Below are 18040 nucleotides of genomic sequence, written 5' to 3' on the forward strand. Positions count from 1 at the left end.
CAATCGCAGTCCGCCGCTCCCGTCACGCTCAGCGTGGCGGGAGCGATCGCATTGTGATGGCCTGGCGATCCGCGCTGTTGACAGTCGGCGTTATGGTTAGGAAGCTTTCCTAATAGTTAGTCCCCTGCAGCTCCTCCGCCCCGGAAACCCAGGAGACCTCATGAACCCCCGCTCGATCGCGGCGGCGCTGGCGCTCGCCGTCGGCGCGCTCACGCTGAACGCTCCCCCGCCCGCCACCGCGGCGGCCACCGACTACCAGGCCGAGGACGCGACCATCTCCCAAGGCGTCGTCGAGTCCAACCACTCCGGCTACACCGGCAGCGGTTTCGTCAACTACGACAACCTCGCCGGCGGTTACGTCGAGTGGACCGTGACGGCCCCGGCCGGTCCGGCCGACGTGACGCTGCGATACGCGAACGGTACGGCGGCCACTCGCCCGATGGACTTCACCGTCAACGGCCAGCCCGGCGCGGTCGGCATCACCTTCCCGGGCACCGGCGCGTGGACCACCTGGCAGACCAAGACCGTCCGCCTGCAACTCACCGCGGGCACCAACAAGATCCGGGCCCGAGCGACGAGCACCGACGGCGGGCCGAACGCCGACAAGCTGACCGTCACGCCGACCACCGACGACAGTACGCCGCCGTCGGCGCCCGGGAACCTGACCGTCAACGACATCAAGTCGAACGCCGCGACGTTCCACTGGACCGCCGCGACCGATGACGTCGGCGTGGTCCGGTACGAGATCAACCGCGGTGGCAACGTCCTGAAGGTTGTCGACGGCAACACCCTGTCCGCGACCGTGGACACGCTGACCGCGAACACGGCGTACGACATCTCGGTCGGTGCGTTCGATGCCGCGGGCAACGCTTCGCAGCAGAGCAACGTGGTCACGTTCACCACGCCGGGCAGCAGCGACACGCAACCGCCGACCGTTCCCGGGAACCTGCGTTCGACCGGCAGCACCGCGAACAGCGTCTCGCTCGCGTGGAACGCGTCCACCGACAACAGCGGAAGCATCGCCGGGTACGACGTGTACCAGGGCAGCACGAAGGTCGCGTCGACCGGTTCGCTGACCGCGACCGTGACCGGGTTGACCGCGAACACGGAGTACACCTTCACCGTGAAAGCGCGGGACCCGGACGGTAACGCGTCCGCGGCGAGCAACGGGGTGACCGTCCGTACGTCGACCTCGGGGGCCGGTGGCATTCCGGCGTACGACAAGGACATCGCGAAGGTTGATCTGGGCTGGAGTGTGGCGTTCCTGCCGGACGGGTCCGCGCTGGTGACCGAGCGGGACCGGTTCGAGGTACTGCGGGTCACGGCGAGCGGGCAGAAGACGACGCTCGGGAAGGTGCCGGGCGTGGTCACGACCACCGGCGAGGGCGGTCTGCTCGGGATCGCACTGTCGCCGAACTTCGCCGGCGACCACTGGGTTTACTTCTACCACACGGCCGCGGACGACAACCGGATCGTGCGGATGAAGTACGAGGACGGCAAGCTCGCGACCACGTCCTCTCCGGTCCTCACCGGACTCGCGAAGAACCGGTACCACAACGGCGGCCGGATCGCGTTCGGTCCGGTCGGCAAGCTCTACGCGACCGTTGGTGACGCCAAGAATTCCGGCAACGCGCAAAACAAGAACTCGCTGAACGGGAAGATCCTCCGGATGAACCCGGACGGCACCGCGCCGAGCGACAACCCGTTCTACAGCAGCGGCGGCAACGCGCGGTACGTCTGGAGCTGGGGGCACCGCAACCCGCAAGGTCTGGCGTGGGACTCGCGTGGCCAGCTGTGGGCCGCGGAGTTCGGCGAGAACAGCCAGGACGAGCTCAACCTGATCCAAAAGGGCGGTAACTACGGCTGGCCCGCCTGCGAGGGCACGATCGGCGACTGCGGCGGGTACATCGCGCCGAAGCGCACCTGGTCGACCTCGCAGGCCGGGCCGAGCGGCATCGAGATCGTCAACGACTGGATCTACATCGCCGGCGTCACCGGCGAGCAGTTGTGGGTCACGAAGATCAACTCGGCCGGCAACGGCGTCGGCACTCCGCAGGCCCTGTTCTCGGGCCGTTGGGGCCGCCTGCGCAGCGTCACACGCACGCCCGACGGCGGCCTCTGGCTCACCTCCACCAACAACGACAAGAACGGCGGTACGCCGAGCACGATCGACAATGTGATCGTCCGGCTGAAGTTCTCGTAGATTCTCTGGCTAGCGCAGGCCGTGACGGTCGAGCCAGCCGGAGATCTCAGTGGCGATCTCCTTCGGGCGGTCCTCGGCGGCGTGATGGCCGGCCGGACCGCAGTGCGCGATCTCCAACGCGGCGAGGGTGGCCGCGCACCATGCCTCGTACTCCGGTCCGATCAGCAGCGTCGGCGAACCTTCGAAGGTCAGCAGCAGCTTGGGTACGTCGGGACTCGCAGCGAGCCACGCGTCGTACGCGGCGATCCGCGCCACCAACTCGGCCGGATCGCCGCCGAGCGGCAGCTGCCGCGCCCACGCGAGGACGGGCTTGCGGGACTCGGGCGTCGGGTAGGGCGCGAGGTAGGTCTGCAGGTCTTCGTCGGCGACGGGTGTGAGCACGCCACCGGTGAAGGCTTGGCGGACGAACAGGTTCTGCTCCAGGACCATCTCCTCGCCGCGTCCCGGCGTACGGATCAGGCGGGAGCGGTCGGCCGCCTGCGGAGACAGGTCTTCCCAGGCCATCGGCTTCACGATGCTCTCGAAGAACGCCAGGCCGCGGACGCGCTCCGGGTGGCGTGCGGCCCAGTCGAAGGCGAGCGCACCACCCCAGTCGTGACCGACCAGGACCACATCATCGAGCTCGAGGGCGTCGAACCACGCGTCCAGGTAACGGGCGTGGTCGGCGAACGTGTAGTCGAGGTCGGGTTTGCCGGACCGGCCCATGCCGATCAGATCGGGTGCGAGGAGCCGGCCCTCGCCGACCTGAGGTGTGATGTTCCGCCAGACGTGCGATGAGGCGGGGTTGCCGTGCAGGAAGACGATCGGCGTACCGTCGCCGGTTTCTTCGTAGTGGATCGTGGAGTCGAGAATGTCGATCTCGGGCATGACGGAGTACCTCACAGTGGAGTGTCGAGAAGATCGGTGAGATCGCGGACGAAGCTCTTCGTCCGCGCGGCGCGGCGCCCGCCGAGCGGCGCCAGCAGCTTGTCGAGCAGGGCGGCGACGTCCGCGATCGCGGGCTGGATCGTGTCGCGGCCCTTCGCGGTCAGCTCCAGTCGCATGGTGCGGGTGTCGACGGCGTCGCGGGTCCGCTGGATCAGGCCGTCCGCGTCGAGGCTGCGCGCCAGCTTGGAGACGTACAGCGCCTCCAGGCCGGTGTGATCGGCCAGCTCCCGCTGACTCGGCGCCCGCCCGTCACGCTCCAGCCCGTACAGGGAGGCCAGCATCACGTACTGCGCGTGCGTCAGCCCCCGCGGCGCCAGGGCCCGGTCCACCGCCACCCGCCACTTCATCGACAACCGCCACACCAGATGCCCAGGAGTCGCCTCACTCATGAGAAATACTGTACATGGCTACTATGTACATGGCTACCATCTCAGCCGAACTGCTCGCACTCCGTCGGGCATTAGTTGCGGCCGAAGTCGGCGTAGGTGGGGATGCCGGTGGTGAGGGCGTGTTGGGCGAGGGTTAGGCGGCGGGTCATGGAGGGGCGGAGGCGCGCGGCCGCGGCGTCCAGGGTGAGGAAGTGGTGGGCTCGGACCTCGGTCGGGTCGAGGGTGAGCGCCTGATTGTCGAGGACAGCGTCGTCGAGGACGCCGCCGTCGAAGACGAAGGCGAGGGAATCGGACCACGGGCCGTGGGCGGGGACCCAGTCGACGACCAGCAGGCGGCCGATCGCGAGGTCGAGGCCGATCTCCTCCCGTACCTCGCGGCGGCAGGCGTCGTACGGCGACTCGTTCGACTCAACGACGCCGCCGGGGATGTCGAGCGTGGGTTTGTAGGTGGGCTCGATGAAGAGGATGCGACCGGCACCGTCGCGGATCAGCGCACCACCAGCGGCAGTCTTCCGCGGCAGCCGAGCGGCGATTCCGGGGTTGAACTCCGCCTCCGGCTCCCCTTCAGCAACAAGATCATCCTGTCGGTTCACCCCTCTAGTGTCGTCCCCAAGAAAGCTCGCCATGCCCGGCAACTCCGAGACGTCTACGTCGGCGGTTGATCCAGTGCGCGGGTCATCCAGATCGAGTCGCCGCGCTCCGGGTTCTTGTCGACGCGGCCGCTGTTCTCGAACCTGAGCTTCTCGAGGACCCGGAACGAGGCCGTGTTCCACTCCCGTACGGTCGCCCACAACCGCTTCCGCCCGGTCCGTGCCGCCGCGTCCAGGACGGCACGGGCGGCCTCGGTCGCGTACCCGTTCCCGTGCGCCCGGCGCGCCAGCTCGTAGGCGATCTCCGGATCGTCGAACGTGGCCTGTCCGACGGTCAGCCCGCAGTACCCGAGGAACTCACCCGTCGACCGCAGCTCGATCGCGAGCAGCCCGAGCCCCGGGTCGGCGCCGAGCGGGTTCTCGATCAGCCGCGCGCGGAACTCCTCGACCGTCGGGTGACCGTCGGCGTCGATCCGGCGCAGCGCACGGTGATCGCGCTCGAGCCACAGCCCGCGATGCGCCTCGGCGTCCGCTGGTCGCCACGGCCGCAGGTCGAGACGTTCGGTGGTCAGCGAGGCCGGGAAGTCGTCGTACACCCGGTCAACCTAGTTGACGGCGAAGGTGAGCCAGTTTGTCGGGGTTGAGGATCGCGCGGATGGTGATGATCGCGCCGTCGTGGATCTCCGGGATCAGTACGCCGGTAAGTTCGCCGGACTCGTGGACGAGGATCGCGGCTGCGTCGTTGACCTCGGCAACGGACAGGCGGGCGGTCAGGGCGCGTGGGCTGGACGCCAGGCCGGCCAGGTAGTGCGCGGCGCTGGAGCGACCGAAGATCGGTTCGCTGGCCGCGATCGCCTTGCCGCCGCCGTCCGCCCAGATCGCGGCGTCCTCGTGCAGGACCGCCTCCAGACCCTTCACGTCACCGTCGACGGTCGCCGCGATGAACCGTTCGACCAGCCTGGTGCCGTCGGTGGGTTCCGCCGCGAAGCGCCGATGCGACTCGCCGACCCGGGCGAGCGCGCGGTGGTAGAGCTGCCGCGCGTTCGCCTCGTCGATGCCGAGCACCTCGGCGCTGTCCCGATGCGAGTAGCCGAACGCCTCCCGCAGTACGAAGACCGCGCGCTCGGGCGGAGTGAGCTTCTCGAGCAGCACCAGGAAGCCCATCGACACCGAGTCCTTCAGCTCGACGGCGGCCTGCGGGTCGTTGCCGGTGGCAATCGGCTCCGGGAGCCATGGGCCGACGTACCGCTCGCGGCGGGCGCGGGCGGACGTCAGCCGGTTGATGCACAGGTTGGTGACGACCGTGGTCAGCCAGGCGGCCGGCGTCAGCACGGGGTCGCGCCCGGACCGCCACCGCAGGTACGCGTCCTGGACGACGTCCTCCGCCTCGGTCGCCTCACCGAGCATCCGGTACGCGACCCCGAACAACCGGGGCCGCTGCTGCTCGAACTCGGCGACGTCGACAACATCGTCCACGACCCCGATTGTGCCCGCCGCCATCAGAGCTCCGGCAGCGGGACCATCTGCTGCCGCTCCCCCACGCGCACGGCGAGTTCCTCCCGCCAGACCGGATTGTCGACGAAGTGGTTGTCGAACCGCTCCGCCGTCGCCAGTACTTCGGCAGGTGACGCCGCGCCGCGCCGGATCCGGTCACCGAGCCGGAAGTACTCGAACCGGTTGTTGCCGGGCGCCTTCACGATCAGGACGTCGGCGCCGGTGTTCATCGGCGTACCCCAGGCGTGGTGCATGAGTGGCGGGACCAGCAGGTAGTCGCCCTTGCCGACGGTCACGACCTGGTCGCCGGCGAGGATCCGGAGCGCGCCGTCGAGCAGGTAGAACATCTCCGGCGACTCCTTGTGGAAGTGCGGCGGCGGGCCGTCGACTCCGGGGCCGAGCGTCGTCCGGACGACGTTCATGATTCCGTCGGTGTGCTCGGCGTCGGCGAGCAGCCAGGTCTGGTTGGGTGCCTCGCCGAGCAGTTCGGCGGCGGCGCCGCGGGTCAGGACTGATTCCATCTCTGCCTCCTTGGGTCGACCACCTGACCGGGCAGCCCTCTCGATTCGTGACGTGACGGTCGTCACGTCACGTTCGAGGCCGTCCGCGGTGTCAGGTGGGCGTCGAGAGGAGCACGGAGATGACACCGCACATCGTCGTACTGGGGGCCGGGTACTCCGGTCTGGTCGCCGCGAAGCTCGCGGCCCGCCGGACCGGTGCACCGGTCACGCTGGTCAATGCCCGCGAGACCTTCGTCGAACGGGTCCGGATGCACCAGCTCGCGTCTGGGCAGCAGCTGCCCGAGCGGCCGATCAAGGACCTGCTCGCGGGCACCGGCGTCGAGTTCGTCGCCGACCGGGTACGTCGGATCGACGCCGCGACCCGCACCGTCGTACTGGGCGACCGAGAGCTGCGGTACGACGTACTGATCTATGCGCTCGGCAGTCGGGCGCACCTGGAATCGGTGCCGGGAGCAAGCGAGTACGCGTACACCGTCGCGGACGCGGACCAGGCGGGCCGGCTCCGCGACCGGCTGCGGACGAGCGGCACGATCGCGGTCGTCGGCGGCGGGCTGACCGGGATCGAGGCCGCCACCGAGCTCGCCGAGACGTACCCAGATCGGACCGTCCGGCTGGTGACCAGCGGCCGCCTCGGCGCCGCACTGTCCGAGCGCGGCCGTCGGCATCTGGCCCGTGCCATCCACCGCCTCGGCATCGGCCTCGTCGAGCAGGCGCGCGTCGCCGCAGTGGACGACGGCGGTCTGAAGCTGGAGGACGGTGACCGGGTGGCCGCCGACGTGGTCCTCTGGACAACCGGGTTCGAGGTCTCTCCGCTGGCGGCCGAGGCGGGCTTCGCCGTCGACGCGAACGGCCGGATGCAGGTCGACCAGACGCTGCGCTCGGTCTCGCACCCCGACGTGTACGCGATCGGCGACGCGGCCGCGGTACGGCGTACCACTGGGCAGGAGCTCCGGATGGCCTGCGCGACCGGGCTCCCCGCCGCGGCCCACGCCGTACGGTCGTTGGCTGCTCGTCTGTCGGGGCGGGAGCCGAAGCCGCTGCGGTTCCGGTACTTCAACCAGTGCATCAGCCTCGGTCGGAACGATGCTTTGATCCAGTTCGTGCACTCCGACGACTCGCCTCGCAACGCCGTCCTCACCGGGCGCGCTGCTGCCCGCTACAAGGAGACCATCGTCCGTAGCGCCTACCTCGCCCAGCGTCACCCGGCGCTGACGGCCTTGACCTGATCGATCAGTTTTCAAGAAGCGGTCGTCCCGGTGCGGCTTCTACTGTTTGGAGTGTTCAGGGCAGACACACCCAGCAGACACACCGAGAGGACACTCCGATGGCCACGCAGAAGCGCAGTACCGCCAAGCAGAAGTCGTACGACGGCTTCACCGAGGCCGAGCGGGACGCGATGAAGGAACGCGCGAAGGAGCTGAAGAGCAAGGAGGACCCGACCGAGGCGCAGCTCGCGAAGATCGCCGGGATGGCCGACGCGGACCGGGTGATCGCCGAGCGGCTGCACGCCCTGATCGCCGAAGAGGTGCCCGAGCTGACGCCGAAGCTCTGGTACGGGATGCCGGGATGGACGACGGGTGGCAAGAACGTCTGCTTCTTCCAGGACGCGGCCAAGTTCAAGGCCCGCTACGCCACGTTCGGGTTCAGCGACCTCGCGACGATCGACGACGGTGACATGTGGCCGACGTCGTACGCGATCACCGAGCTGACCCCGGCCGTGGAGAAGAAGATGCTCGCGCTGGTCAAGAAGGCCGTCCGGGGCTGACCCTTGACCGATCGAGTAGCCCGCGCCTTCGACGCCCTTGTCGGAGGTGGGGTCACCAGGCGCGAACTCAACCGCGGCGGGCGGAAGCTCCGCTGGATCGAAGCCGGCAGCGGTACGCCGGTCCTTCTCGAGGCCGGCGCGATGTCTCCGGTGACCGCCTACGCGGCGGTCTTCCAGGGGCTGGCGGGCGATCATCGCGTGATCGCCTACGACCGAGCCGGGTACGGCGCGAGCGATCCGGCTCCCCTCACGCTGGATCTGCAGGTCGGCGATCTGGTCGCCGTACTGGAAGAGGTCGGTCCGGCTGTGATTGTCGGCCATAGCTGGGGTGGTCTGCTCGCGCAGCTCGCGAGCTGGGCGCGGCCGGAGCTCGTGAGCGGGCTGGTTCTGCTGGATCCCTCCCACGAGACCTTCTGGCAGGACGCCGAGCCCGAGATGCGAGCGGACCGGACGCGGCCGCCTAACGAGGATTCGCGGTGGCAGGACGTGCACGACTTCGGGCGTGAACTGGCTCGGGATGTCGCTCGCAGCGTCGACGGCGACCCGCGGCTGCTGTCCGAGGCTTGCCTGTCGTATCTGAAGACGGACGACCAGCTGTACACGTACCTCGACGAGCTTCCGATGGTCCTTGATCACCTCGGCGAACTCACCGCACGACGGGCCGAGGCTGTCTGGCCGAAGATCCCGGTCGTGCTGCTCACCGCGACCAAGGGCCGGCCCGCGGAGTTCACGCCGTGGGTGCTCGCGGTGCAGGATCAGCTCGCCACCGAGTGTGGTGGGCGGCATCAGGTGGTGCCGGATTCGGGGCACTATCTGCAGATCGATCGGCCCGACCTCGTGGTGGCCTGCGTCGGCGAAGTCAGCGGCTGAACCGACCGCTCCCCGGCGCGTGGCAAAATCTGCCGGGTGCAGATCGGGATGCTGGGACCATTCGAGGTTCGCGCGGACGACGGCAGCATCGCCGACGTACCGGGCGCGAGGCTGCGTGGGCTGCTGATCGCGCTCGCGCTGGAGGCCGGGCGCGTGGTCCAGAAGGCCACGCTCGTCGACTGGATCTGGGGCGAGCAGCCGCCCGCCGACGCCGCGAACGCCCTGCAGCGCCTCGTCTCGCGGCTCCGGAAAGTGCTCCCGGAAGGCTCGGTCGAGGGCAACACGGACGGTTACCGGCTGCGTGTGGATCCCGACGCGGTGGACGCCGTACGGTTCGAGCGGCTGTTGACGCGGGCCCGGACCGACCAGGACCCGCAGGGCGTGCGGCTGCTGCGCGAGGCGCTCGCGTTGTGGCGAGGACCCGCGATGCAGGACGTCGGTCTGACCGAGAGCGGCGCGTTCGACGCCGCGGTGACCCGGCTCGACGGGCTTCGGCTGACCGCCATGGAGGACCGGTACGACGCCGAGATCACCCTCGGTCACGGCGCGGACGTGGTCACCGAACTGACCGACCTGGTCGCCGCGCACCCGGTCCGCGAACGCCTGGTGGCCGCCCTGATGCGCGCCCTCGTCGCGTCCGGCCGCGACACCGAGGCGCTCCGGGTCTACGAGCGCACGCGGGAGACGCTCGCCGATGAACTGGGCGTCGACCCGTCGCCCGAGCTCTCCGCGCTGCACGTCGCCCTGCTCCGCGGCGAACTGGTCCGCAAGGAAGAGAAGCGGAACACCAACCTGCGCGAGGAACTCACGACGTACGTCGGGAAGGACGCGGACGTCGCCTCGGTCCGCGACCTGATCGCCGAGCACCGGCTGACGACACTGATCGGCCCGGGCGGCTCGGGCAAGACTCGGCTCTCCGCCGAGACCGCGCGGACGCTGCTCGGCGATCTGCCGGACGGGGCGTGGATGGTCGAGCTCGCCGCGATCGGTCCGGACGGTGACGTGGCGCAGGCGACGCTCGGCGCCCTCGCGCTGCGGGACGCGCTGCTCGGCGACATCCCGGACGCGGATCAGACCGACCGGGTGATCGCCGCGATCCGGGAGCGGGCGATGCTGCTGATCCTGGACAACTGCGAGCACGTGATCGAGTCGGCGGCGACCTTCGCGCACCGGGTGCTCGGCGAGTGCAAGCGGGTCCGGATCCTCGCGACCAGCCGGGAGCCCCTCGGCATCACGGGCGAGGCGCTCTGGCCGGTCGCGCCACTCGCGCTGCCCGCGGAGACAGCCGACTCCAGCGAGATCGAGGCCTCGCCGGCCGTCCGGCTGCTGCAGGACCGGGCCAGCGCGGTCGGCAAGGACATGTCCGCGGACATGCAGACGATCGCGCGGATCTGCCGGGCACTCGACGGCATGCCGCTGGCGATCGAGCTCGCCGCGGCCAGGCTCCGCACCATGTCCTTGGAGCAGCTCGCCACCCGGCTCGACGACCGCTTCCGCATCCTCACCGGCGGCAGCCGTACGGCGCTCCCAAGGCACCGCACGCTGCGCGCGGTCGTCGACTGGAGCTGGGAGCTGCTCTCGGACGCCGAGAAGTCGGTACTGCGCAGACTCGCGGTGTTCTCCGGTGGCGCGAGCCTGGAAGCAGCCGAACAGGTCTGCGCCGGCGGCGACGTCGAGTCGTGGGAGGTTCTCGACCTGCTGACCTCGCTGACCGAGAAGTCGCTCGTCGTCACCAAGGACGACGCGCGCTACCGGTTGCTCGGGACCATCAAGGAGTACGCCGAGCAGCGGCTCGCGGAGGCGGGCGAGTCGGAACCGACCCGGCGTACCCATCTCCAGTACTTCACCGAGTTGGTCGAGACGGCGGACCCGCATCTGCGGCGCGTCGAGCAGCTGGAGTGGCTGGCGACGCTCGAAGCGGACCACGACAACATCGCCGCCGCGATGCGCGGGGCGCTCGCGGCTGGCGAGGCCGAAGGGTCGATGCGGCTCGCCGCGGCGGCCGGGTGGTACTGGTGGTTCGCCGGGCACAAGGTCGAGGGCAACGACTTCTTGATGGCCGCACCAACGGTTCCGGGTGAGGTACCGGACGAGACGCTGGCCGTGGTCTACGCGTTCGTCACCGGCTTCATGACGTCGGGCCGCGGGCGCGACCAGTACAACGCGGAAGAGTGGATCCGGAAGGCCGCCGAGATCAGCCGGCGGATCGACAACCCGCACCCGGCTGTCACGATGTCGACCGCGCTGGAGCGGTTGCTCGAGGGACCGTCGGCGTTCGTCACCGCGTTCGAGCCGCTGCTGGACGCCGACGATCCGTGGGTACGGGCGTTGGCTCGGTTGCAGGTCGGCAAGATGCGGATCATGCTCGGCGACGGTGACGAGGAGGCGGACGCCCTGCTCGCGACGGCGCTGACCGAGTTCCGCGCGATCGGTGAACGCTGGGGTACGTCGTTCGCGCTCACCGAGCTGGCCGACCGGCTCGCGGTCCGGGGCGATTTCGCCGCCGCCTGCGAGTACTACGAGCAGGCGATCGCGGTCGCCGCGGAGGTCGGGGCCACCGAGGACGTCGTACGGATGCGGTCGCGGCAGGCGCAGCTGTATTACCTCGTGGGCGACCAGGACGCCAGCGCGACGGCGATGGCCGAGGCGCAGCGACGCGCGGAGCGGGTCGCGTGGCCGGAGGCGCTGGTCGAACTGGCGCTCAGCAAGGCGGAGCTCGCGCGCTGGCGTGGCGACACCGCGGAGTCGCGCCGGCAACTCGACGCCGCGACGGCCACGCTGGGGCACGAGGCCGAGGAGGCCAACCTGCGAGCGACGATCCAGGACCTGCTCGGATATCTGGCCGAGGATCTCGACGAGGTCTGGCAGCACCGGAGCGCGGCGGTCCAGGCGGCGACCGAAGGTGGACACCTCCCGGGGATTGCGCAGGTGCTCCTCGGCGTCGCGGACCTGGCGTTGCGCACCGATCAGGACGAGCAGGCCGCGCGGTTGCTGGCCGCGAGTGCCGCCGTACGGGGACTGCCGGACCGCTCCAACCCGGACCTGAGCCGGATCGAGGAGGAAACGCGCCGTCGCCTCGGTGACACGCGGTTCACCGAGGCGACGGACGAGGGACGAACGGCGAGCTGGCAGGAGCTGGTCGCGGTTACGCTCGCTTCTTGAACGTCGAGGTCGCCCAGACGTAGCCGACCACGGCGATCCCGACGAGCCAGGCCAGCGCGGCCAGCAGGTCACCGGTCGCGGCCGACCCGTTGAGCAGCCCGCGCAGGCTCTCGATGATCGGCGTGAACGGCTGGTACTCGGCGAACTGCTTCACGCCCGCACCCATCTTGTCCGCCGGCACGATCGCGCTGCTGAAGAACGGCAGCATCACCAACGGCACCGAGGCCAGGCCGGCGGTCTCCGGCGTCTTCGCCGACAGCCCGAGGGCGACCGTGAGCCAACCGAGGGCGAGCCCGAGCAGTACGACGAGACCGATCACCCCGAGCCATTCGGTGAAGCTCGCGGACGGGTTGAAGCCCAGGGCGAAGGCGACGCCGATGATCGCCGCGATCGCGATCACGTTGGTCAGCAGGCTGGCGATCACGTGCCCGGTCAGCACCGCACCGCGCGGTACGTCCATCACCTTGAAGCGGTTGATGATGCCCTTGGTCATGTCGGAGTTCACCGAGGTCGCCACCGAGCCGAGTCCGTAGCAGACCGCCAGGAGGAGCATGCCGGGCGTCGCGTAGTCGACGTACGGGACACCGACGCTGAAGGCGTCGCCGAGCATGTAGACGAACATCAGCATGACCACGACCGGCATCAGCACGGCGTTGAACACCGAAGTGGGGTTGCGGGCGATGTGCTTGAAGTTGCGGCGCAGCATCACCATCGAGGGGTTCTTCATTTCGCGACTACCTCCGCGGTGTCGTGACCCGTCAAGGCCAGGAAAACGTCGTCGAGATCGGGGGTGTGGACGGAGAACTCGTCGGCCTCCAGCGAGGCCTCGTCGAGGCGCTCGAGCAGTGCACGGACCGACTTGGTGCCGCCGTCGCTCGGGACCCGGAGCGTCAGCGCGTCCTCGTCCTTGGTGGCGTTCGGCAACAGTTGCGCGGCCTCGTCGAGCTCCGCGACCGAGCTGAACCGGAACCGGACGTGGGTGCCGGGGATCAGCCGCTTCAGCTCGTCCGGGGTGCCCTGGGCAACCAACCGGCCCTTGTCGAGGACGGCGATCCGGTCGGCCAGTTCGTCGGCCTCGTCGAGGTACTGCGTGGTGAGGAAGATCGTCACGCCGTCGGCAACCAGTTCGCGGACGATCGTCCACATCGTCCGCCGGCTGCGCGGGTCCAGACCCGTGGTCGGCTCGTCGAGGAAGATGATCCGCGGGTCGCCGACCAGCGTCATCGCCAGGTCGAGCTTGCGGCGCATACCACCGGAGTACGTCGAGGCCGCCTTGTCCGCCGCCTCGACCAGGTCGAAGCGCGCCAGCAGTTCGTCGACGGCCCCCTTCTTCGCGGCCGGGGTCAGGTCGACCATCAACTGCAGGTTCTCGCGGCCGGTGAGCAGCTCGTCGACGGCCGCGAACTGACCGGTGACGCCGATCGTCGACCGGACCGCCTTGGCCTGGGACGCGACGTCGTGCCCGGCCACCTGGACCGTTCCGCCGTCCGCCGTGGTCAGCGTGGTGAGTACGTTGACGGTTGTCGTCTTGCCGGCGCCGTTCGGGCCGAGCAGGGAGAAGACGGTGCCCGCGGGGACCTCGAGGTCGATGCCGTCGAGCACGGTCTTGTCACCGAATGCCTTGCGCAGTCCGTGGACCGCGATCGCCGAAGTTGTCATGGGAACACCTTCGGCGGCCGTCCTGACACGCACCTGACACGCCGCCTACACCGTGTCAGGCGGTGTCAGGCGTGGTGTCCGGAGCGCGTGGCGGTGCGGTGTCAGGACCGCCGACCAGAGTGGTCGTCATCAACCGGACGCACACTCAGGAGCCGACGATGTCCACCTTCAGCACCCCCGCACCGATCTCCGCGAGCATCGACATCATCTTCGGCAACATCACGATCCGGGCGTCGGAGCGCACCGACACAGTCGTCAGCGTCCGCCCGACCGACCCGGCCTGGGAGCTGGACGTGAAGGCCGCCGAGCAGGTCGTCGTCGACTTCACCGACGGGAAACTGCAGGTCAAGCACCCGAAGCTGCGGTCGATCTTCAGCAAGCGGTACGGCTCGGTGGAGATCGTGATCGAGCTGCCGACCGGGTCCGACGTCCAGGGCTACACCGCCAAGGGCGAGTACGTCGTCACCGGCGCGGTCGGCGCCTGCGAGCTGAAGACCGCGAACGGTGACATCAAGATCGGTACGGTCATCGGCGCGCTGAGGGCCAAGTCGGCGACCGGCGACATCACCGTCGACGCCGCGAGCGCACAGGTCCACGTCCGCACCGCCAGCGGTGACATCCGCGTCGGGACCCTCGGCACCGGCACCGTCGACCTGTACACGGCCACCGGCGAGGTGGCGGTCGGCATCCCCGAAGGAACCGCCGCCGCCCTCGACGCCCACACCTCGGTCGGCCGCGTCTTCAACACCGTCGAGACCCCGGCCGCCCCCACCCACACCGTCGCCGTCCGCGCCCGCACCCACGGCGGCAACATCACCCTGCACCACGCGTGAGGACGCGAACAGCATCACGACGAGGACCGGTCCCCGAGGATCAGGGCCGCGACGGCCACGCTCAGGATCAGGCAGACGGCGCTGATGCCGATCTGCGTCACCTGCCAGGACCAGGTGAAGGCATCCAGTTCGGCGGCTGCCTGGTCACCGAGGTGGCCCGAACTGACGGCTGCCGCCTGAGCGCGGCCGGCGTCGAGCTTGGTCCCGAGAAGGCCGAGAAGGGAGGCGCTGAAACCCGCGATGACCAGGGCTTCCGCGGCGCCGCGGAGAGTGTTGAGAAAGCCGGCCGCCATCCCCACGCTGGTGGCCGGGACCAGGCTCATCGCCTGCCCGTCGGTGATGCCGAACGATGCGCCCATGCCGATGCCGATCAGGAGCAGCGGCACCGCGACGACAGCGACGGTATTGCCGGGCCGCACCACGGTCAGCGACAGGTTGCCGCAGACAACTGATGCCAGCGCGATCAGGATCACCGCCCGGGCCGAGATCCCCTTGTTCACCAAGCTGACAGCGATCATCGGTACCAGCAGGACCGGTGCGGTCAGGAGCAGCATCGCCGGGCCTGCGGCAGCTGGGCTCAGACCGGCGGCGGCCTGGAGGTACGTCGGCAGGAACACCAGGACACCCAGGAACCCGATCGACGTCGTCAACGTGGCGAAGCTCCACCCCAGGAAGCCACGATTCGCCATCAGCGCGGGAGACAGGACCGGCGACTTGGTGCGCCGCTGGACGATCACGAAGGCCGACAGAGCCAGCAAGGCGACGACGAAAGCGGTGACGATCCGGGGCGCGGCCCATCCGACGCCGGGTGCTTCGAGGACGGCGTACATCAGGGCCGACAATGCCGCGACGAACAGCAGACTGCCGAGCCAGTCGGTGGAGCCACCGGGCGAGCGTGACTCGGGCCCCCGGATCGCGGCGCCTGCGATGAGCAGGCCGATGGCCGCGAAGACGCCGAAGCTGCCGCGCCAGCCGGCGGCCGTGACCAGCAGACCGGACAGCGTCGGTCCGCTCGCGATCCCGACGCCGGCCATGGTGCCCATCAGAGCGAAGGCACGATGACGAGCGACGCCGTCGTACGCCGAGGCGAGCAGCGCACCGCCCGCAGCCATGATGCCCGCACCGCCGGCGCCCGAGACGATCCGTGCCACGTCGACGACCACGATGGACCGGCCGGCCGCGGCGCCCAGGAAGCCGATCGCGAAGACGGTCGCGGCGACGACGAACACCCGGCGGCGACCGATCCGGTCCGCGGCCGACCCCGCCACCAGGGTCATCGCGGCGAAGGCCAGGTTGTAGCCCGCGACCACCCAGTTCAGCGGCGATCCCGCGGTGCCGAGGTCGTTCCCGATGCTCGGCAGGGCCACCGCCGTGCCGGAGATCGACATCGCGACCAGCACGACGCCGGCCAGCACCACACAGAGGGTTGGGGCCGCGGCTCCGACGGTCGACCCGGTGCTCGTACTCGTTGCGCTCATGACGCCAGCTCAGAGCCTCAACCAGGGTTGAGCGCAAGTCGACCGCGGCTGTTGACCTCAACCGTGGTTGAGGCAATAGCGTCGCGCTCACGATGGACAAGCGCGTGGACACCAACGTTCCCCTCGGGATCGGCGAAGTGATCCGGCGTACCGGCGTTCCGGCGTCCGCGCTGCATTTCTACGAGCGCAAAGGGTTGATCCACTCCTCGCGCAACGCCTGCAACCAACGCGTTTACGCCCGCCACATGCTGCGCCGCATCTCCCTGATCATCGTCGCCAGGCGCCTCGGCGTACCCCTGTCCGACCTGAGCGTCGTCTTCGCCGGCCTCCCGCAGGATCACGCGCCGACCCACGCGGACTGGCAGCGCATGTCCCGTGCCTGGAAACGCCAGCTCGAGGCGCGTCGCCGAATCCTCGAAGACCTGGAGCACGAACTGACCGGCTGCATCGGGTGCGGCTGCCTGTCGATGAAAGCCTGCGCGCTCCTGAATCCTGACGACACCCTGCGCGCGGACGGCCCGGGCCCCGTCCGCTTGCAGCAGTCCGTCAGGTCAGAACCAGCGCCGCGCCGCGTCGTCGAGTGAGTCGTCGCCGTCGGCCCAGGCGATGACGCCGTCGGGGCGGATCAGGATCGCCTTCAGACCGAGGTCGTCGACCGGGCGCGCGGCGACGTACCGGAAGCGGCCTTCGTGGTCCTGCAGGCTGCCGGTGAAGTCGAGAAGCAGGCCGCGGCCGTCGGGCATCAGGTCGGCGAGGGTGCTGCCGTCGTGGAACGTGAAGTTCGGGGCGGTGCGGCCGACCAGCGGGTGCTCGCTGCCGAGGTCGTAGCGGAACGTCGTACCGGAGAGCTTGTGGGCCACGTACGAGGTCCCGTCGCGCGTGTCGAGCAGGTCGCGCATCACGTTCTGCAGCGCGGCCGCGTTCGGGCCCGGCTTCAGCACGGCGGTCTGCGCCCGGGTCCAGTCGAGCACCCAGGCACCGATCGGATGCCGCTCGTCGGTGTACGTGTCGAGCAGCCCGTCCGGCGCCTCCCCGCGGACGGTCGCTGCGAGTTTCCATCCGAGGTTCATCGCATCACCGAGGCCCGTGTTGAGTCCCTGACCACCCAGCGGTGCGTGGACGTGCGCGGCATCGCCGGCCAGCAACACCCGCCCGTTCCGGTACGTCGTGGCCTGCAGCGCGCGATCGGTGAAACTCGACGCCCGGTAGACGTCGGTCAACGTGACATCGGTCCCCGACACACGCCGCAGTACCTCCTGCAGATGGTCCCGCGTCAGCTCCTGTGAACGGTCGAACGCACCACCGTCGAAGTCGGACATCGCGACATGCCCTTCGGCCTGCATCACGATGTACATCCCGTACGGCGTCGGGTTGAAGCCCGGCTTCAACTTCTCCGCATCGGGCATCGTGCCGTGCACGATGTACCCGGTGAACTGCGGCGGCGTCCCGACGAACTCGAAGCCCACCAGCCGGCGCACCGTGCTCCGCCCGCCGTCACATCCGGCCACCCACCGCCCCGCGTACTCCGTCTCACCGGCGCTCACGACCACGTGATCGTCGTACTGCGTGACGCCTGAAACGTCGGCGCCGTACACGATCTCGACACCCAACTCGGCCGCCCGCTCCGCGAGCACCGTCTCCACCGCGTCGAGGCTCGTCAGCATCACGTGCGGGAGCGCACTCGGCAGCCGGTACGGCAGCGGCTCGACCTTGTCACCGTCCACCATCATCCCGGCGAAGTGGCCGCCACCTCGGAGCCCCTCGCCTTTGGATCCCGACCGCAGCGCGTCCAGCAGACCGCGCCGGGCGAACGCCTCGATCGACACCGAGGTCAGCCCGCGCATCCCCAGCGGCCAGGTCCGCCACGGCGACTGTTTGTCCTGCTCGCGCTCCAGCACCAGCACGGAGGCGCCGGCGAGCCCCAGCTCGCACGCCAGAAACAGTCCGACAGGTCCGGCACCGACTATGACTACGTCGTACATGAGATTCTCCCTTCTTCGACCTGGTTGTCCCAGGCACAACTGCACCGTGTCACCGGCGGCGCACGCACGGCGCACACGGCGCTGGCACCGCCCTGTCGCAGCCGATTCCCGGTTTGCGCCAGCGTTCGGCGGAATCCACGAGGTTTTTTGTCGGACTGTTGACGGAA

17 protein-coding genes are annotated in these 18040 nt (G+C 69.5%); 7 read left to right on the forward strand and 10 right to left on the reverse strand.

Features of this window, described 5'->3' with window-relative positions:
- Positions 1–160: 160 nt before the first annotated feature.
- The gene (locus AC0662_RS26245; RefSeq protein WP_478303887.1) at positions 161–2203 is read left to right on the forward strand and encodes a PQQ-dependent sugar dehydrogenase; all 2043 of its coding nucleotides are present in this window, start codon (positions 161–163) and stop codon (positions 2201–2203) included.
- 9 nt (positions 2204–2212) lie between these two features.
- Here the strand turns inward: AC0662_RS26245 and AC0662_RS26250 are convergent, their stop codons facing one another.
- From AC0662_RS26250 to AC0662_RS26275, 6 genes are all read right to left on the reverse strand, one after another.
- Positions 2213–3070 carry a haloalkane dehalogenase gene (locus AC0662_RS26250; protein WP_478303889.1) on the reverse strand — a complete coding sequence of 286 codons (858 nt, stop codon included), beginning with the start codon at positions 3068–3070 and terminating at the stop codon, positions 2213–2215.
- An 11-nt stretch (positions 3071–3081) separates the two neighbouring features.
- Complete coding sequence (locus AC0662_RS26255) at positions 3082–3519, reverse strand: MarR family winged helix-turn-helix transcriptional regulator (RefSeq protein WP_452194588.1); 438 nt, start codon at positions 3517–3519, stop codon at positions 3082–3084.
- A gap of 71 nt (positions 3520–3590) precedes the next feature.
- Entirely contained in the window at positions 3591–4112 is a 522-nt protein-coding gene (locus AC0662_RS26260; protein WP_452194589.1) for an NUDIX domain-containing protein, read from the reverse strand.
- 53 nt (positions 4113–4165) lie between these two features.
- Positions 4166–4705 carry a GNAT family N-acetyltransferase gene (locus tag AC0662_RS26265; RefSeq protein WP_478303891.1) on the reverse strand — a complete coding sequence of 180 codons (540 nt, stop codon included), beginning with the start codon at positions 4703–4705 and terminating at the stop codon, positions 4166–4168.
- A gap of 4 nt (positions 4706–4709) precedes the next feature.
- Positions 4710–5585: an RNA polymerase sigma factor SigJ gene (sigJ, locus tag AC0662_RS26270; protein WP_478303893.1), complete on the reverse strand. Its 876-nt coding sequence runs from the start codon at positions 5583–5585 to the stop codon at positions 4710–4712.
- 23 nt (positions 5586–5608) lie between these two features.
- On the reverse strand, positions 5609–6124 hold the full coding sequence (locus tag AC0662_RS26275) for a cupin domain-containing protein (protein WP_478303895.1): 516 nt from the start codon (positions 6122–6124) through the stop codon (positions 5609–5611).
- 119 nt (positions 6125–6243) lie between these two features.
- Between AC0662_RS26275 and AC0662_RS26280 the strand changes: the two genes are divergently transcribed.
- The 4 genes from AC0662_RS26280 (at position 6244) to AC0662_RS26295 (ending at position 11921) form a co-directional block, all read left to right on the forward strand.
- Positions 6244–7350 (forward strand): NAD(P)/FAD-dependent oxidoreductase, encoded by a 1107-nt coding sequence (locus AC0662_RS26280; protein WP_478303897.1) that lies wholly within the window; start codon positions 6244–6246, stop codon positions 7348–7350.
- Positions 7351–7448: 98 nt separating this feature from the next.
- On the forward strand, positions 7449–7889 hold the full coding sequence (locus tag AC0662_RS26285; protein ID WP_452194598.1) for an iron chaperone: 441 nt from the start codon (positions 7449–7451) through the stop codon (positions 7887–7889).
- A 3-nt stretch (positions 7890–7892) separates the two neighbouring features.
- Positions 7893–8759 (forward strand): alpha/beta fold hydrolase, encoded by an 867-nt coding sequence (locus AC0662_RS26290; RefSeq protein ID WP_478303899.1) that lies wholly within the window; start codon positions 7893–7895, stop codon positions 8757–8759.
- A 48-nt stretch (positions 8760–8807) separates the two neighbouring features.
- Positions 8808–11921, forward strand: coding sequence for a BTAD domain-containing putative transcriptional regulator (locus tag AC0662_RS26295; protein ID WP_478303901.1), 3114 nt, complete (start codon positions 8808–8810; stop codon positions 11919–11921).
- Here the strand turns inward: AC0662_RS26295 and AC0662_RS26300 are convergent.
- Both AC0662_RS26300 and AC0662_RS26305 read right to left on the reverse strand, forming a co-directional pair.
- Entirely contained in the window at positions 11905–12648 is a 744-nt protein-coding gene (locus AC0662_RS26300; protein WP_452194603.1) for an ABC transporter permease, read from the reverse strand. The genes AC0662_RS26295 and AC0662_RS26300 overlap by 17 nt on opposite strands.
- Complete coding sequence (locus AC0662_RS26305; protein ID WP_452194605.1) at positions 12645–13580, reverse strand: ATP-binding cassette domain-containing protein; 936 nt, start codon at positions 13578–13580, stop codon at positions 12645–12647. Before AC0662_RS26305 ends, AC0662_RS26300 begins: the two co-directional genes overlap by 4 nt.
- 158 nt (positions 13581–13738) lie before the next feature.
- Between AC0662_RS26305 and AC0662_RS26310 the strand changes: the two genes are divergently transcribed.
- The gene (locus AC0662_RS26310; RefSeq protein ID WP_452194606.1) at positions 13739–14413 is read left to right on the forward strand and encodes a DUF4097 family beta strand repeat-containing protein; all 675 of its coding nucleotides are present in this window, start codon (positions 13739–13741) and stop codon (positions 14411–14413) included.
- A 14-nt stretch (positions 14414–14427) separates the two neighbouring features.
- Here AC0662_RS26310 and AC0662_RS26315 read toward each other — a convergent pair whose 3' ends face one another.
- Entirely contained in the window at positions 14428–15891 is a 1464-nt protein-coding gene (locus AC0662_RS26315) for an MFS transporter (protein ID WP_478303904.1), read from the reverse strand.
- A 92-nt stretch (positions 15892–15983) separates the two neighbouring features.
- On the opposite strand from AC0662_RS26315, the gene soxR reads away from it, so the two are divergent.
- Positions 15984–16475: a redox-sensitive transcriptional activator SoxR gene (soxR, locus tag AC0662_RS26320; RefSeq protein ID WP_452194609.1), complete on the forward strand. Its 492-nt coding sequence runs from the start codon at positions 15984–15986 to the stop codon at positions 16473–16475.
- Here the strand turns inward: soxR and AC0662_RS26325 are convergent.
- Positions 16443–17873, reverse strand: coding sequence for an FAD-dependent monooxygenase (locus tag AC0662_RS26325; RefSeq protein ID WP_478303906.1), 1431 nt, complete (start codon positions 17871–17873; stop codon positions 16443–16445). The two genes, soxR and AC0662_RS26325, sit on opposite strands and share 33 nt — an antisense overlap.
- Positions 17874–18040 lie beyond the last annotated feature (167 nt).

It is taken from the genome of Kribbella sp. NPDC043289, assembly GCF_056436705.1.